The organism is Paenibacillus sp. FSL F4-0100 (assembly GCF_037993005.1).
In the GTDB taxonomy this organism is placed as follows: domain Bacteria; phylum Bacillota; class Bacilli; order Paenibacillales; family Paenibacillaceae; genus Paenibacillus_AQ.
The window spans coordinates 6,217,367-6,233,155 of the sequence record NZ_CP150303.1; the positions used below are offsets into that span (position 1 = coordinate 6,217,367).

General features: G+C 49.2%; 15 protein-coding genes. 3 read left to right on the plus strand and 12 right to left on the minus strand.

Annotated features, from left to right (window positions below):
- Positions 1–21 precede the first annotated feature (21 nt).
- From MHH48_RS28140 to leuB, 5 genes are all read right to left on the minus strand, one after another.
- Positions 22–1,539, minus strand: a complete 1,518-nt coding sequence (locus tag MHH48_RS28140; RefSeq protein WP_076324533.1) for a leucyl aminopeptidase — start codon at positions 1,537–1,539, stop codon at positions 22–24.
- Positions 1,540–1,623: 84 nt separating this feature from the next.
- Positions 1,624–2,748 (minus strand): ATP-binding protein, encoded by a 1,125-nt coding sequence (locus tag MHH48_RS28145; RefSeq protein WP_076324534.1) that lies wholly within the window; start codon positions 2,746–2,748, stop codon positions 1,624–1,626.
- A gap of 322 nt (positions 2,749–3,070) precedes the next feature.
- On the minus strand, positions 3,071–3,478 hold the full coding sequence (locus MHH48_RS28150) for a hypothetical protein (RefSeq protein ID WP_015737147.1): 408 nt from the start codon (positions 3,476–3,478) through the stop codon (positions 3,071–3,073).
- Between the two features lie 282 nt (positions 3,479–3,760).
- On the minus strand, positions 3,761–4,300 hold the full coding sequence (locus MHH48_RS28155) for a peroxiredoxin (protein ID WP_009593058.1): 540 nt from the start codon (positions 4,298–4,300) through the stop codon (positions 3,761–3,763).
- Positions 4,301–4,474: 174 nt separating this feature from the next.
- Entirely contained in the window at positions 4,475–5,551 is a 1,077-nt protein-coding gene (gene leuB, locus MHH48_RS28160; protein ID WP_076324535.1) for a 3-isopropylmalate dehydrogenase, read from the minus strand.
- Between the two features lie 251 nt (positions 5,552–5,802).
- Here leuB and MHH48_RS28165 point away from each other — a divergent pair, with 251 nt between their 5' ends.
- Entirely contained in the window at positions 5,803–6,000 is a 198-nt protein-coding gene (locus tag MHH48_RS28165) for a hypothetical protein (protein ID WP_144023495.1), read from the plus strand.
- Positions 6,001–6,599: 599 nt separating this feature from the next.
- Here the strand turns inward: MHH48_RS28165 and MHH48_RS28170 are convergent.
- A complete protein-coding gene (locus tag MHH48_RS28170) occupies positions 6,600–7,370 on the minus strand; it encodes a hypothetical protein (protein WP_076324536.1) in 771 nt (256 codons plus the stop codon).
- A gap of 135 nt (positions 7,371–7,505) precedes the next feature.
- On the opposite strand from MHH48_RS28170, the gene MHH48_RS28175 reads away from it, so the two are divergent.
- On the plus strand, positions 7,506–8,486 hold the full coding sequence (locus MHH48_RS28175) for an aldo/keto reductase (RefSeq protein ID WP_076324537.1): 981 nt from the start codon (positions 7,506–7,508) through the stop codon (positions 8,484–8,486).
- Between the two features lie 253 nt (positions 8,487–8,739).
- Here MHH48_RS28175 and MHH48_RS28180 read toward each other — a convergent pair whose 3' ends face one another.
- From MHH48_RS28180 to ilvB, 4 genes are all read right to left on the minus strand, one after another.
- Positions 8,740–10,278 (minus strand): 2-isopropylmalate synthase, encoded by a 1,539-nt coding sequence (locus tag MHH48_RS28180; protein WP_076324538.1) that lies wholly within the window; start codon positions 10,276–10,278, stop codon positions 8,740–8,742.
- A gap of 167 nt (positions 10,279–10,445) precedes the next feature.
- On the minus strand, positions 10,446–11,438 hold the full coding sequence (gene ilvC / locus MHH48_RS28185; RefSeq protein WP_009589347.1) for a ketol-acid reductoisomerase: 993 nt from the start codon (positions 11,436–11,438) through the stop codon (positions 10,446–10,448).
- Between the two features lie 165 nt (positions 11,439–11,603).
- The gene (gene ilvN / locus MHH48_RS28190; protein WP_071222673.1) at positions 11,604–12,089 is read right to left on the minus strand and encodes an acetolactate synthase small subunit; all 486 of its coding nucleotides are present in this window, start codon (positions 12,087–12,089) and stop codon (positions 11,604–11,606) included.
- Between the two features lies 1 nt (position 12,090).
- On the minus strand, positions 12,091–13,833 hold the full coding sequence (ilvB, locus tag MHH48_RS28195) for a biosynthetic-type acetolactate synthase large subunit (RefSeq protein WP_076324539.1): 1,743 nt from the start codon (positions 13,831–13,833) through the stop codon (positions 12,091–12,093).
- A gap of 598 nt (positions 13,834–14,431) precedes the next feature.
- Between ilvB and MHH48_RS28200 the strand changes: the two genes are divergently transcribed.
- Positions 14,432–14,881 (plus strand): GNAT family N-acetyltransferase, encoded by a 450-nt coding sequence (locus MHH48_RS28200; protein WP_076324540.1) that lies wholly within the window; start codon positions 14,432–14,434, stop codon positions 14,879–14,881.
- Here the strand turns inward: MHH48_RS28200 and MHH48_RS28205 are convergent, their stop codons facing one another.
- Positions 14,882–15,202, minus strand: a complete 321-nt coding sequence (locus MHH48_RS28205) for a hypothetical protein (RefSeq protein ID WP_076324541.1) — start codon at positions 15,200–15,202, stop codon at positions 14,882–14,884.
- A gap of 203 nt (positions 15,203–15,405) precedes the next feature.
- Positions 15,406–15,765, minus strand: coding sequence for a 50S ribosomal protein L20 (gene rplT, locus MHH48_RS28210; RefSeq protein ID WP_006212255.1), 360 nt, complete (start codon positions 15,763–15,765; stop codon positions 15,406–15,408).
- Positions 15,766–15,789: the final 24 nt, after the last annotated feature.

Here is a 15,789-nt window from a genome sequence, read left to right on the forward strand (position 1 = left end):
CTTCATTTCATAGCAAGCGATTCAATCCATGACGACCTGGACCTGCTTAAGAATCCAGTCGGTGATGGTGCGAACGAGCACACCGGTTGCCCCTTTGGGATCCACGCCCCGCTCCTTGGATAAGTAAGCCGTACCTGCTATGTCAAAATGCACCCAGGGCAGCCCATCAGCAAATGTCCCTACAAAAAGACCACCCGTTATCGTCCCGCCTTCTCGGCCCGTCTGATTGCGTAAATCCGCCACCTCACTCTTCAATTTATCCCAAAACTCCGGATAGGATGGAAGCGGCCATATTTTTTCGCCGGCCCTCCGAGATGAGGTAATAAGCTCTTCCAAAAAGGTCTCATCATTAGTTACGGCCCCAGTGGCTATATCCCCAAGAGCCGAAACGACAGCACCTGTCAATGTGGCCACATCAATCAAACGCGAAGCCCCGAGCTGCTTGGCATAAGTTACTCCGTCCGCAAGCACAATACGTCCCTCAGCATCCGTATTCAATACTTCGATGGTGCGACCGCTCAGCGTCGTGACAATATCGCCGGGTTTAAAGGCACTACCGCTCATTACATTTTCCGCTGACGGAATCACCATCACTACATTTACCCTGGGACGAATCCGTCCGAGCGCTTCCATAACGCCCAGTACGGTAGCCGCCCCGCCCATGTCGCTGATCATATCCTCCATCCCGGATGCCCTCTTCAGCGATACACCACCGGTATCAAACGTAACCCCCTTACCAACAAGGCCGATCACATCCTCCCACGTCTCCCGTCCCTGATAACGGAGCGCAATCATGCGCGGTGGATGTATGCTGCCTTTACCTACGGCCAGAAGGCCGCCCATGCCCTTCTCGACAAGTCCTTCCTCGTCCAGTACCTGTGCTTCAAAACCGTTCCGTTTTGCAACCTGAAGTGCCTTCTGGGCCAAGTCTTCCGGCAACAGCATATTGCCGGGCAGGTTCGTTAAATCCCGTGCCAGACAGGTCGCTTCTCCAATCGCTGCGCCTAATGACATCCCCTTCGTCCACCCAGCTTCAAATTCCGCATCCATATCTTCTTCTATATAATAGAGGATTTCTTCTAAATTCGTTTGTTCGGCAGCATCACGCTTATAATGAGGTTTCCGATAGCTTCCGAGGATAAAACCTTCAGTTAAAGCCTGAGCAGCATCTTGGGGAGTCTGTTCGGCAGTGAAGTTGACCATCGTATTCGGAATTTGAATGGCAGCACTGCGTACACCCGATTTCACGGCGGCTTTCCCCGCTTGTGCTGCAAGCAGCCGCAGCTGCTCGGATGTCAAGATTCCTTCGGGGCGGCCCAGCCATATTAACAGGCGTGATTCACCTTCGATGTTCTCCGTCCATACGAATGACCGATTGGGAGTTCCGTCAAATAACCGACTCTCGGCCAACGGTTTGAGCAGTGGATCCCAGGCCTCGGAAACACCGCCTTCCGCCGTTTGTTTTTTCGTTACGGGAATGATGATAGCATCGGTATGCACCTGCCCGGATGATAAGCTGCCTTGTAATGTCCACTTCATGCGATCTTCTCCTCCTAAAAAAGAAAAAGCCATTCCATCGGAACAGCTGCTCTCGTATTTATTTCAGGCATGAATCGTACATTCTTATACTTCCGAAACGTCCAATTTAGGAAATGTAATCACAAACTCCGTCCCGCTACCAACCTGACTATCCACGGCAATCGAGCCACCATGATTTCTAATAATACTGTAACTCACGGATAATCCCAGCCCCGTTCCGCTCTCTTTCGTTGTGAAGAATGGATTGAACAGATGGTTCAATGTATTCTGATCCATGCCGCCACCGTTATCCGAAATGCAGATGTTGATATGTTTCCCCGTATCGCGGGCGGAAATATCAATCACTCCGGTGATATTCTCATCATGATGCTCATTAATCGCATCCAAGGCATTTTTAATAATATTCAGAATCACCTGTTTGATCTGCTTCACATCCACGGAAATAAACGCAGGTGGGGTCTTATCAGTGTGCAGAATAATCTGGCATCCCTTCATTAAGGCTTCACTTTCAGTTAGTAGAACGACTTCCTTCAATAAAGAGGATACGGACACAATCTTGGTTTCTGGAGCAGAGGGTTTGGAGGAATTTAGAAACTCATATATAATATCATTCGCACGATCGATCTCCGTAAGGATAATTCTGGCATATTCGTCCTTACCTAAGCTTACGAGATGTGGACGAAGCAGTTGGATGAAGCCACGGATGGAGGTCAGCGGGTTCCGTATCTCATGGGCAATGGATGCCGAGATCTTTCCCAGCATGGCCAGCTTATCGTTCTGATAAGCGGTTTGCTCAATTCGTTTGAAGTCAGATACATCCTTCACGCTGATCAGAAAATCGCCTTCCATCTGATCGCCATAAGTCATGGTGATCAACCACGATCTGCCATATTCATCAACCAGTTCATGAAATCTCTTGCGATGGAATACCGTTTCCCGGAAAATGCGAAGTATTTTTCTCTTCTTGAATCTGGAGAGCTGGGGATGACGCAATAGTTGGGTCAGCGTACAGCCAGTCAGCGATTTACGGGATACACCTAATAATTTTGCCATCTGTACATTAACAAATGCCAACACACCGTCACTATCAAAGAGGATGATCCCGCTGTCGAGATTCTCCAGTATGTTCTCATACTTGTTCCTAATAAGCTGGCTGGAATGAAAAGAACGAATAGCCTGCAGCTCAGATTCACGGATTTGACTCAACAAGATGGCTCCCCCTTTTCTTGAAAAGTTGAACTCACCAAACCGACAAAAAACCTTGCAATAATCAGCTTGTCCGCCTTTGAATCAGAAGCAGCCCGAATCTGCTTCCTTCCATGATAGTCATCGAGACAAAGAAACGTCAATCAGAAATCCTGTCGAAAAATGGGAAATTGCATAAAAATACCATCCTTAGTTCTTATGTATTTCTGTTTATGTATTGTATCTAACCCCTATTCCCAAACAACTAAAATAAATATTACCCCCTTTGATTCCATTTGAAACATTAAAAAAGCCCCGAATATTCACGAGGCTTTATTAATTCCTGTTAAGGTTGCTTCTGGAGCCGGAGCCTGCGCTGACTCATCACGGCAAGTCGTCTTTTCAGTTCGCCCTGCCACTTCTCATCCTCCATCCATTTGGCAACCACCAGGAGATCTAACGACATATCAATCTGACTCTGAACCACCGTTAGCGGATCCTCCGACTCCCGGTTGACAACATTCTCAAAAATCGCGTCCTCATCTTCCATCACATAATCCTGAAAATCCACCTGGGATGCTCCGTCACCATGGGCATATTCGGCTAATATTTCATACTCATTCTCAACCCGATGGTGTACTTCGACGCGATGGCAGACCGGACAAGACAGCAGGGGAACATTATGTACTTGAGTGCGATAATGCTTCAGTGTACCCTTTGTACCCATCATACTAGCCCCACAGCAAAAACTCATATCGTTCACCCTCCTTTTGTGGATTCTCAACCGTTTCAAAATATTGTATTCGCTTTCACTCCCGCTAATTCCTTCATGAAAAAAACCTCGATTAAAAATTTAGGCACGATTCCCTATGCTTAAGTCTGTAAGCCTATATATTTATTATATATCAACGCAAGAGCGGTTCTCTAAACAAGAGTCTTCCCCGATTTCATCCAATAAAAACAGAGGTGAAAAAACCCCCATTACCTGCACATAATGTCAGATAATGAGGGTTGCCTTAACTTTAACGAAATGGAATTACAGGTTGCTGTCGCCTGGTTTCCAGTTCATCGCGCACAATCCGCCGGATTGAAGTGCTTGGAGAACGCGAAGCGTTTCTTCTACACTGCGGCCTACGTCGTTATGGTTAACAACTTGATATTTCAATTCGCCTTCTGGATCGATGATGTACAAGCCGCGCAGAGCAACGCCTTCTTCTTCGATCAGAACACCATAGTCTCTTGCTACATTTTTGGTGATGTCGGAAGCCAGTGGGAAGTTCAATGCTCCCAGACCATTAGCTTCTTTAGCTGTGTTGATCCAAGCTTTGTGGCTGTGGATAGAGTCAACACTTACACCCAGAATTTCAGTATCCAATGCTTTGAACTGATCGTAAGCATCGCTGAGAGCCGTGATTTCAGTTGGACATACAAAAGTGAAATCAAGCGGATAGAAGAAGAATACGAGCCATTTGCCGCGGTAGTCGGACAGGCTTACTTTACCAAAATCTTTACCGTCTCCTGATACAGTTTCCATTGTAAAATCAGGAGCCGCTTTACCAACCAAACGTTCTGCCATGATTGAATTCCTCCTTAACATATGTAAGAAAATACGAGTATTTTCTACATGCTATGTTCCTATGAACATTTAATAGAAATGTTATCATTGAGGCTAATCAAAGTCAAGATTGTAAAGGTTACTTTATTATAATTATTATAAATAAGGAGTTTCTTTGAACGAATGCTTCTTCTATTAACGGATAGCCGCGGCGATCAAATCGCCCATTTCTGTCGTGCTGAGCGCCTTGCTCTTATCCACGGCAATGTCAGCTGTCCGATGTCCGGCATCAAGCACCTCGGCAACAGCACGTTCAATTGCGTCTGCCGCATCCTCGTAGCCGAACGTGAGGCGGTACATCAGCGCGACGGAAAGAATCGTTGCAATTGGGTTTGCCAAGCCTTGACCGGCAATGTCCGGTGCCGAACCGTGTACCGGCTCGTACAGACCGAAAGCTCCTTCACCCATGGATGCGGATGCCAGCATACCGATGGAACCTGTCAGCATCGCTGCTTCATCGCTTAGAATATCGCCGAACATGTTCTCGGTTACGATCACGTCAAAGCTGGACGGACGACGCAGCAACTGCATCGCGCAATTGTCTACCAGCACATGCTCCAGCTCCACATCCGGATATTCAGGAGCGATGCGGTTTACGGTTTCACGCCACAAGCGGGACGTTTCCAGCACGTTCGCTTTATCAACAGAAGCCAGCTTCTTCCGGCGCTTCTGTGCAATCTCGAAGGCTTGATGAACGATGCGCTCTACCTCCGCCGTGTTGTATACACAGGTATCTACCGCTTCTTCCCCACCAGCACCTTCGCGTCTGAACTTCTCGCCGAAGTATATGCCTCCTGTCAGCTCACGAACGACCATCAAGTCGGTACCTTCGAGAACTTCAGGCTTCAATGTGGACGCATCTTTCAAGCAGTCGAAAATGACAGCCGGACGCAGGTTGGAGAACAAGCCAAGCTCTTTACGGATGCCAAGCAATCCGGTTTCCGGACGAAGCTCCTTCGAATTGTTGTCCCATTTCGGTCCGCCCACCGCACCCAGCAATACAGCATCAGCACTTTTACATACATTCAGCGTTTCTTCTGGCAGCGGCGTCCCTTTCTCATCAATGGCAATACCGCCAAACAGCGCGTGTTCCGTCGTAAATGAATATCCGAACACCTCTTCGGTACGTTTAATGATCTTCTCCGCTTCCGCCACTACTTCAGGGCCGATGCCGTCTCCGGCAATTACCGCGATTTTTTTCGTTTCTGCCATTCTTCGTCACTCCTTATTTATATATACACTGGTCGTATTTAATCATCTAGTTACTGTTGTAACATACTTTCCCCTCGATTGACCAAGATATAGAAACTATGAACTTAATTCGTTTTGCCTATAAGTAGGGGGAATGTGATCAGAGAGATGCGCTTTGGTGGTGGAGCGCTTTTGAGCTGGAGCTGCTTTCGGGGAGTTCCTCGGGGGAAGTCCTGAGAGAAGGCTATGAGAGAAGGTCATGAGCGAAAGTCGTGAGCGAAAGTCATGAGGAGAGGTTTCTGATGGCCGTTGCTTCGTGGTCAGGCCTGGTGTGGGGGCTCCGAGTACGTATCGTTCCTCCAATCGCTGTTGTCGCCGAATTTCTGGATTGTATTTTAGGGGTTGAAATTCGGCTCCAAAGGCGACCGCTTCGCTTTTCCGGAATCGATTCGTCCTCTCCGCTGCTTTGAAGTTAATGGATTGGCGTGCCTCCGGAGAAGAGCACATCTCCCTGACCACAAGGGTGGTGGGAGGTAGAAGAGCCGCCCTATGCATAAAGCATGGGGCGCATCTTGGAGGGACTTGGTTACTCCTAGGCTTTCCTTTTGCTGCGTGTTTCTTGTTCCTACCACTTGCCTTTACTCATGCTTCTTGCTTCTTTAAAATTCACGTTCCCCCACGCCATTAGGTGCTTTATGCGAGAGCGGTTTTTGCAAGACTTAGAAGACTTAATCTGGGAGGCTCCGAGTACGTATCGTTCCTCCAATCGCTGTTGTCGTCGAATTTCTGGATTGTATTTTAGGGGTTGAAATTCGGCTCCAAAGGCGACCGCTTCGCTTTTCCGGAATCGATTCGTCCTCTCCGCTGTTTCGAAGCTAACGGATTAGCAGGCCACTGGAGATGAGCATATCTCCCTGACCACAAGGGTGGTGGGAGGTCGTAAGAGCCGCCCTATGCATAAAGCATGGGGCGGCTCTTGAAATTACCACGTTCTCCTGCTACTACTTTTCATCCTCCACCCATCTCCCGCTTCTGCCTTTGGGCGAACTCCAGGAAGAGAGAAGGAATATTACAAGTCGGCTTGTTGGAACAACTCGTGAAGATCAGGTACCTGAATGGGGTGCTTCTTCTGGTAATCGTTGAACAGTCTTTCCTGAAGCTCGTAATAACTGTCCATGCCCTTCATACTCTCGTCCGACAAGATGCTCTGGATGAATTTGCTGTTGTAGAGCGAGGTTTCATAGGCTTCATATAGCTCATCACTGTTCCAAAAATCTTCTTCCGTTTTACCCGAAATGCGGATACGGTTCTCCATGATATAACGAATCAACTGGTCATGCTCGTTATTCGGGTCAGCTTCATCCAGCGCTGTTTTCTGAAAATCGATGGCTTTTCTGACTTCTTCAGAAGATACGATAACACCCGACTGTTTGGCATAGTTAACCATTAGCTGTGTAGTAACCATATCCTGCAGCAATGCGGCATCGGAGGGCAACTCTTTAGGTTGATTCAGGACATAAATTAATTCTCTATTTTTCTTGGCAAATACATATTCGCCCAGCGATATTTTCACGTCTTCATTCTCTAAAACCCAAGTAGAACCTGAATAATTCTGGAGTTTGTCTTGAAGTTCTTTCACGGAGTCAAAGGTTTCCCGAATGATCTGTTTGTTATTTTCCGATAACGATATGGACTGAAGGTCCGGCGGCTTTGTGATGGGCCCGGCGGAATCAACAAAACTTGTGTTTTGGAGTTGTGCCGGAGTACAAGCGCTAATCAACAGTGTTAAGGTCAATAAAGCATACAATAAAAATTTTCTAAAAAAAATGGTTCGATCCATCTTAGCTCCCCTCTTGAAACAGTCATCATTATAATTAACGTTACCCCACGCCGTTAGTTACATTTTTCTGCCAATACGCTACAATAGGGGTGAATTTGTCTTATACCCTAAACGACCAAGGAGTGATCATTGATTATGCAGTACACTGCTCTAGGTAAATCCGGTATGAAAGTAAGTCGTTTATGTCTGGGGACGATGAATTTCGGTCCTGCCACGGATGAAAAGGAAGCCTTCCGCATCATGGATGCAGCGCTTGACGCCGGCGTCAACTTCTTCGACACGGCCAATGTCTACGGCTGGGGCGAGAACTCCGGGCTGACTGAAACCATTATCGGACGCTGGTTTAATCAAGGCGGGGGCCGCCGCGAGAAAGTCGTTCTGGCTACCAAATTCTACGGCTCCATGAGTGATCCTCTCGATGGCCCCAACAACGAAGCCGGACTATCAAGCTATAAACTGCGCCGTCATCTGGAAGCATCGCTAAAGCGTCTGCAAACAGATCATATCGAGCTGTACCAAATGCATCACGTGGATCCCTCTGTCACATGGGACGAGCTATGGGGAGCTTTTGAGGTTGCGGTTCATCAAGGAAAAATCGGATATGTCGGATCCAGCAACTTTGCGGGCTGGCAGATTGCGGTTGCACAAGCCGCAGCTCAGAGCCGGCACTTCCTTGGCTTGGTTTCCGAGCAGCATAAATACAGTCTAACTTGTCGATTGCCGGAACTCGAAGTGCTTCCCGCTTCACAAAAGCTCGGACTCGGCGTCATTCCATGGAGCCCGCTGGACGGTGGACTGCTGGGACGCAATGCGCTTAAGAAAATAGAAGGCACACGCAGCGGAGGCAATGCGGAACGCGTGGAGAAGCATCGCTCGCAGCTGGAACAGTTCGCGGCACTCTGCCAGGAGCTGGGCGAACCGCAGGACAATGTCGCCCTTGCCTGGGTACTTAAGAACCCGTCGGTTACGGGGCCGATTATCGGACCGCGCACGCTGGAGCAATTCGAAAGCTCCCTGCGCTCGCTTGAGATTGAACTCGATGAAGCCGTGATGAAACGTCTGGATGAAATCTTCCCGGGTCCGGGCGGCGCGGCTCCGCAGGCCTACGCCTGGTAAGATTGGGCTTTTCGCTTCGATGCCCGAAACGCTGTCTTATCTCGTTGATCAGCTGCATCAAGCCGGTATCGGCGCACTGCAATGAGGCGTTAAGAGCTCGGTGCAAGTGTTTTGATACCAGCATTACACGTCTGGCCAACAGTTTAATAAAACAATTAAAAGAGGAGCCGCTTTAACAGCGGCCCCTCTTTTTCATGGTATGCTCCTTCAGCGCTCACACTGCGATCAGAGCTCCCATCACGCCAAGTATGGATTACAGCGTAGCGCGCTCGCGCTGGCTGAACGTTTTGCGTTTCTCGATCAGGACGTTAACCGCATCCACGTAAGCTCGTGCACTCGCCTCCAAAATGTCCGTGCTCAAGCCGCGGCCTTGTGCTGCCACGTCGTTCTGCGACAGCACCACATGCACCTCGCCTTGAGCATCCTTGCCATGCGTAACCGACTTGATGGAATAATCCGCAAGCGTAACCTCTTCTCCGGTCACCTTGTCGATCGCGTTATAGATCGCGTCCACGGAACCGTTGCCTTCGGCCTCTCCCTCAATCGTCTGCTCCGCAGTCGCAATACGAACCCGCGCCGTCGGCGTAGATTCATTGCCGTAAGCAACAAAGATTGTTTCCAGCTTGAACACTTCCGGCGTATCGATCAGTTTCTCTTCCAGCAGAGCCAGCAGATCCTCATCGGATACTTCCTTCTTCTTGTCGGCCAGCACTTTGAATTTGGCGAATGCATCATTCACCTGTTCTTCGCTCAGCTCATAACCCAGATCCAGCAGCTTCTCCCGGAAAGCATGGCGGCCGGAGTGTTTGCCTAACACCAGCTTGCTTTCTTTGAGCCCGATGGACTCCGGCGTCATAATTTCGTAGGTCGTCTTCTCTTTCAGCATGCCGTCCTGATGAATGCCCGATTCATGAGCGAATGCGTTCGCGCCGACAATCGCTTTGTTGCCCGGTACAACCATACCGGTCAGCTTGCTTACAAGGCGGCTCGTGCGGGCGATTTCCGTCAGTACCAGCCCCGTCTTCGCTCCGAAAAACTCGGAACGCGTCTCCAGCGCCATCGCAATTTCCTCAATCGCGGTGTTACCTGCACGTTCACCGATTCCGTTGATCGTTCCTTCGATCTGATCGGCCCCGTTCAGAATGGCGGCAAGGGTGTTCGCCGTCGCCATGCCCAGATCGTTATGGCAATGCGCGCTCAGCTGCACCTTCTCGATGTCCGGAACATTTTCCTTCAAGTATTTGAAGATGGCCCCGTACTCCGAAGGATTCAAATAACCCACGGTATCCGGAATGTTCACGACATTGGCTCCTTCGCGCACAGCCATGCCGACAACCTCGGCCATGAAATCCAGCTCCGTCCGGCCGGCATCCTCCAGGGAAAACTCCACTTTGGAAAAGTATTTCTTTGCATAACGGATCGAGGCCTGCGCCGTTTCCAGCACCTGCTGCTTCTCCATCCGCAGCTTAAACTTGCGGTGAATCGGGGAAGTGGCCAGGAACACATGAATGCAAGGATCCTGTGCTCCCTGAAGCGCTTCGCGAACCGCATCGATGTCACTCTCTCTGGAGCGTGACAATCCAATGACCGTGACGTCCTTAACCGCGCGTGCCACTGCGTTCACAGCAGCAAGGTCACCGGGTGACGCCGCTGGAAACCCTGCTTCCATGCGGTCGATTTTCAACTTTTCAAGTTGAAGGGCAATTTCCACCTTTTCCCGAGTGTTCAAATTCACGCCAGGAGATTGTTCTCCATCTCTCAGCGTTGTATCAAAGACATAAATCTTTCGCATGTCGGCACCTCCTTGAAGTTTATCGCTTGACGTAAACATCCGGCGGCAGGTTGACTTAATCCCCTGCCGCCGGCTGCTTAATCTAACGGGTCCCGTGCAGCAGCATCATCCATCTCATGCTTGACTGCTCTATACCCGGAAGAATTCCTTATGAATTCTATATATTCTTATTTCTTGATCCAATGCATCATTTCACGAAGCTCGGCACCAACCACTTCAATCGGATGCTCGGACTCGTTGCGGCGGGTAGCGGTCAGGAACGCGCGTCCCGATTGGTTCTCAAGAATAAAGTCGCGAGCGAATTTACCTTGTTGAATATCGGAAAGGACTTCTTTCATTGCCTTCTTCGTATCTTCGGTCACCACACGCGGGCCTGTTACATAATCGCCGTACTCCGCCGTGTTACTGATGGAGTCGCGCATGCTTGCAAGACCACCCTCATAGATCATGTCTACGATCAGTTTCAGTTCATGCAGACACTCGAAGTATGCCATTTCCGGAGCGTATCCAGCTTCAGTCAACGTTTCGAAACCGGCTTTAACCAATGCGGATACACCGCCGCACAATACCGCTTGCTCACCAAACAAGTCTGTTTCGGTTTCTTCGCGGAAGGAAGTTTCGATAACGCCTGCACGAGTACAACCAATACCTTTGGCATAAGCAAGACCGATCGCCTTAGCTTGTCCAGTTGCATCTTTCTCGATTGCGATCAATCCAGGTACGCCAAAGCCTTCAACATACGTACGACGAACCATGTGGCCCGGGGATTTAGGTGCAACCAGAAGGACGTCGTTGTCTTTAGGAGCTACGATTTGACCAAAATGAACGTTGAAACCGTGGGAGAACATCAGTGCCGCGCCTTTTTTCAGGTTTGGCTCGATATCGTTCTTGTACACCGCTGCTTGCGTTTCGTCCGGCATCAGGATTTGTACTACATCTGCACGGCTAACGGCTTCGGCTACAGGAAGTACTTCGAAACCATCGTTTTTCGCTTTGTCAAACGACTTACCTTCACGAAGGCCAATGACAACCTGAAGTCCGCTGTCGCGCAGGTTTTGCGCTTGCGCATGACCTTGGCTTCCATAACCGATAACCGCGATCGTTTTGTCTTTCAACACGCTGAGTTCTGCATCTTGTTCATAATAAGTAGTAATTGCCATTTGTATAAGTCCTCCTTTGATTTTAAAGACCCTTCATGATGAGCGGGTATCTCAATAGACCGATCCCTTTTCCGATCTGCTGAGACACCCGCTCATGTCATGCAGGTGTCTAACGCTTATATTGCAATAACTTTGTCATCCGGATAAAAGAAAAACGTAAAATCATTACGCATTACCGCGAATCATCGCGGTAACCCCGGTACGGGAAAGCTCCTGGATGCCATACGGCTTAAGCAGCTCGATCATAGCATCGATTTTGACGGTATCGCCAACCACCTGAACCATCAGGTTTGCTGTCCCGATATCCACGACGGATGCACGGAAAGTCTCGACAACGCCCATAATTTCCGGTCTGGCCGATGGCTCGGCTTTTACTTTAATCAGGGCGAGCTCTCTGGCTACCATCGGTTTCGAGCTCAGGTTGATAACTTTAATGACATCGATCAGCTTGTAAAGCTGCTTCTCCACCTGCTCCAGCGTTGTTTCATCACCGGTGGTTACGATAACCATCCGGGACAAACCGGATTCCTCCGACTGTCCCACGGTAATACTCTCGATGTTAAAGCCCCTGCGTCCGAATAACCCCGATACGCGCTGCAGGACACCCGGCTGGTCGTTCACTAGTACGGCAATGGTATGTTTTGTACTCATCTTACGCATCCCCCATCAGCATTTGATCGATTGTCGACCCTTGCGTCACCATCGGATACACGTTCTCGCCTTTCTCTACAACGAATTCAACGAGGACGGGTCCCGGTGTTTCCATCGCTTCGGCCCAAGCACGCTGTGCTTCTTCTTTCGTAGTGGCACGAAGTCCTTTGACACCGTAGGCTTCAGCCAGCTTGACGAAATCAGGGCTGCCTGCCAGATCGATGTGGCTGTAACGGTTATCGTAAATCAGCTCCTGCCATTGACGAACCATGCCGAGCACCTGGTTGTTGATAACAACGATTTTTACCGGAATGTTGTTGATGGCACAGATGGCAAGTTCTTGCGAACACATCTGCATACCGCCATCCCCGTTGATCGAAATGACCAGGCGATCCGGATGCGCCATCTGGGCACCAATCGCGGACGGGAATCCGAATCCCATCGTTCCGAGACCGCCGGAGGTGATCCAGGAACGCGGCTGGTTGAACTTGTAATACTGAGCGGACCACATTTGGTGCTGACCAACGTCAGTCGTTACAATCGCTTCACCCTTCGTGGTGTCGTTCAGCATTTCGATAACCCATTGCGGCTTCAGCACCGTATCCGAATCGACGTAACGGTATGGGTATTCAGCTTTCCATTTTCTAATCTGATCTCTCCAAGCATCTGCTTTCGCTGCGTATGGAACGAGCGGATTCAGCATCTCAAACACGGTCTTCACGTCTCCGACAATCGGGATATCGGTTGGGACGTTCTTGCCGATCTCAGCCGGATCGATGTCGATATGAACAATCTTCGCATGTGGCGCAAATCCGTTGAGCTTACCTGTAACCCTGTCATCGAATCTTGCCCCGATGTTGATCAGCAGGTCCGACTGCTGAATACCATGGTTCGATGTGTAGGTTCCGTGCATGCCCGGCATTCCTGTCCACAAGTCATGACCGCTCGGGAAAGCACCCAGACCGAGGAGCGTTGTCGTGATCGGAATCCCCGACTTGTTCACGAATTCGTACAGCCCTTCATGAGCTCCGGAGTAAATCACCCCGCCGCCAGCAATAATCATCGGACGCTCAGCTTCCTCAATCGCGCGGGCCAGCTTATCCAACTGAAGTTTGTTTGGTACCGTCCGAGGATTATATCCTCTCAGTTGAATTCGTTCTTCCGGCTGGAACAGCGTCGTTGCCGCGGATACATCCTTCGGAATATCGATCAGCACCGGACCTTTGCGGCCGGTTGAAGCGATATGGAAGGCTTCGTGGATCACCCTTGGCAGATCCTTTACATCTCTTACCAGATAGCTGTGTTTCGTAATCGGCATCGTGATGCCCGTAATGTCCGCTTCCTGGAAAGCGTCCGTACCGATCAGGGTTGTTGCAACGTTACCGGTTATAACAACGAGCGGAACGGAATCCATATAAGCTGTTGCGATACCGGTCACAAGGTTCGTTGCCCCCGGTCCTGAAGTCGCTATGCACACACCGACTTTGCCGCTTGCGCGAGCGTAACCGTCAGCCGCATGAATGGCGCCTTGTTCGTGACGGGTCAAGACGTGATTAAAGTCCTCAAAACCATACATGGCATCGTAGATGTACAGGACCGCTCCGCCCGGATACCCGAAGACGCATTCGACACCTTCGAGCAGAAGACTCCGAAGCAAGATTTCCGATCCGGTAATCACTTCAGGCTTCAACCATTTCTCTCGTAATTGTTCTGTAGACCGCACTTCTGGAGTTTGCGCGCTCATCAGTCATCCTCCTCTCAAATATTGGCACTCTTCATTCAAGCAACAAAAAAACCTTCCGTCGCCACACCCGGAGTATCTCCGTGTGAGGGACGAAAGGTTTAGCTTCCGTGGTACCACCCATGTTTGCCCTACACTTCGCAGTGTAAAGCCTCAGCAGGTATGAAGAACATAATGAACACAGCTCTTCAATATCTGCAGTCCGTAACGTGGACTAAGACGATTCCCCCTAATAAACGCTGTTACGACTTAATGCGATAAAGTCATTGCGTAGCATCTTTCAGGGAAACAGCTCCGAGGTGAGCTCGTATAAAAGGGGTTTTGGTGGTGGTTTCAGCTGATCCATCCACTCTCTGAGCAAAAGAGCCCTTTAAACTTCGTCCTCATCATTGCCGATTGGATATATTCGTTAAAATGTTTAGAAACATTATATGATTCATTCATTCCAGAAGTCAACACATTTATTTTACTTCCGATGAAAGGTTTTCATTCACAACTGGAGCAATCCCTTCGTTTCCTTAATGCAAAACACGCTCTTAAACCCTGCTACATATGATAAATGGAGCTATCCTTAATCGCGGTGAAGGGAGGAAACAACACGATGATCCGCTATCGAAAACCGGAGCAGGATGATCCGATGATTCTACAACTCATTGAGTCCCAACTCGTCCCGCTTTCCCATATGACAAAAAAAGAGCTGGACGTCATCCGTAAGGATATTCCCTCTCGATTACGACGCGGCGTGACCCTTGTTGCTTCGCCTCAGGATAACGATAAAATCATTGCCTTTGTCCACTTTATGATGCACGGCGAACTGCTGTATATCGATATGCTGGCCGTCGCATCCACCGCACAGCGAAAACGGTGGGGTGTCCGATTGATGGAACATGCCGAACGTTTCGCTGTATCCCGCGGATGCAAACGTGCCAAGGTCATGGTGGACATTGGCAACCATACCGGCCTAAACTTTTACCGAAAGCTTGGCTACACGGTAACCAGAATCATCGAACCCAGTCGATGTTTTGAGCTGGAAAAGATTTGGTTCCTCTAATTACCAGAAGAAGCCCGGGCCGAAGCCTGGTCCGAAGCCCGGGCCAAAACCACCAACCCCTGGACCGAAGCCTGGACCAAATCCTGGACCAAAACCACCAAACCCAAATGGAGCTGTACCTATCGCAAGCAGATCAAACAATGCAAGCGGAACAATCGCCTTGATTTTCACCTTTTTACCCTTAGTTGCCTGTTCCACAAAAAGGCGGTTGCCGGATACACGTACCAGCTTGCCTGTCACCATAGTCCCGTCTTTCTTATACGCTACGATCTGTTTGCCCACATATGATTTCACCTTTGCCTTACTGACAGGTTTGTGCATAAGATCCCTCCTCAGGTAATATACAAGTCATTCTATTCCGGAAGGAGTTCCCTTGCTTGTTTCATGGCCCTCACTACGACTAAAGATCGGTGAACCGCTCCACGATGCGGAGCACAGAGCTTACGATTCCTATGTGTGACGGACAGGAGCACAAAATAAAAAAACCGCCGTAATATTACGGTGGTTTCTTCATACACGTATAATTAAGCGTTCACTTTTTCTTTAGCTACAGTAGCCAAAGAATTGAACGCGTTCAGATCATTAACAGCCAAATCAGCCAGCATTTTACGGTTAATGTCCACGCCAGCAAGCTTCAGACCATGCATCAATTTGCTGTAAGACAGACCATTTTGACGAGCAGCCGCGTTGATACGAACGATCCACAATTTACGGAAATTACGTTTCGTATTGCGACGATCCCGGTATGCATAAACGAGGGATTTCATAACCTGCTCGTTAGCTGTTTTAAAAATGCGGTGTTTGGAACCGAAATAACCTTTCGCAAGCTTCAATACTTTTTTATGTCGACGACGAACGACAAATCCGCCTTTAACTCGTGCCATATCAAAAGACCTCCCAATAATTGT

What these genes read in the sequence shown, in the direction of transcription:
- MHH48_RS28205 (WP_076324541.1), bottom strand. Translation starts at nt 15,202, where the DNA reads ATGCACAAACCTGTCAGTAAGGCAAAGGTGAAATCATATGTGGGCAAA.
- rplT (WP_006212255.1), bottom strand. Translation starts at nt 15,765, where the DNA reads ATGGCACGAGTTAAAGGCGGATTTGTCGTTCGTCGTCGACATAAAAAA.
- MHH48_RS28150 (WP_015737147.1), bottom strand. Translation starts at nt 3,478, where the DNA reads ATGAGTTTTTGCTGTGGGGCTAGTATGATGGGTACAAAGGGTACACTG.
- MHH48_RS28175 (WP_076324537.1), top strand. Translation starts at nt 7,506, where the DNA reads ATGCAGTACACTGCTCTAGGTAAATCCGGTATGAAAGTAAGTCGTTTA.
- ilvC (WP_009589347.1), bottom strand. Translation starts at nt 11,438, where the DNA reads ATGGCAATTACTACTTATTATGAACAAGATGCAGAACTCAGCGTGTTG.
- MHH48_RS28180 (WP_076324538.1), bottom strand. Translation starts at nt 10,278, where the DNA reads ATGCGAAAGATTTATGTCTTTGATACAACGCTGAGAGATGGAGAACAA.
- ilvB (WP_076324539.1), bottom strand. Translation starts at nt 13,833, where the DNA reads ATGAGCGCGCAAACTCCAGAAGTGCGGTCTACAGAACAATTACGAGAG.
- MHH48_RS28200 (WP_076324540.1), top strand. Translation starts at nt 14,432, where the DNA reads ATGATCCGCTATCGAAAACCGGAGCAGGATGATCCGATGATTCTACAA.
- ilvN (WP_071222673.1), bottom strand. Translation starts at nt 12,089, where the DNA reads ATGAGTACAAAACATACCATTGCCGTACTAGTGAACGACCAGCCGGGT.
- MHH48_RS28140 (WP_076324533.1), bottom strand. Translation starts at nt 1,539, where the DNA reads ATGAAGTGGACATTACAAGGCAGCTTATCATCCGGGCAGGTGCATACC.
- leuB (WP_076324535.1), bottom strand. Translation starts at nt 5,551, where the DNA reads ATGGCAGAAACGAAAAAAATCGCGGTAATTGCCGGAGACGGCATCGGC.
- MHH48_RS28155 (WP_009593058.1), bottom strand. Translation starts at nt 4,300, where the DNA reads ATGGCAGAACGTTTGGTTGGTAAAGCGGCTCCTGATTTTACAATGGAA.
- MHH48_RS28170 (WP_076324536.1), bottom strand. Translation starts at nt 7,370, where the DNA reads ATGGATCGAACCATTTTTTTTAGAAAATTTTTATTGTATGCTTTATTG.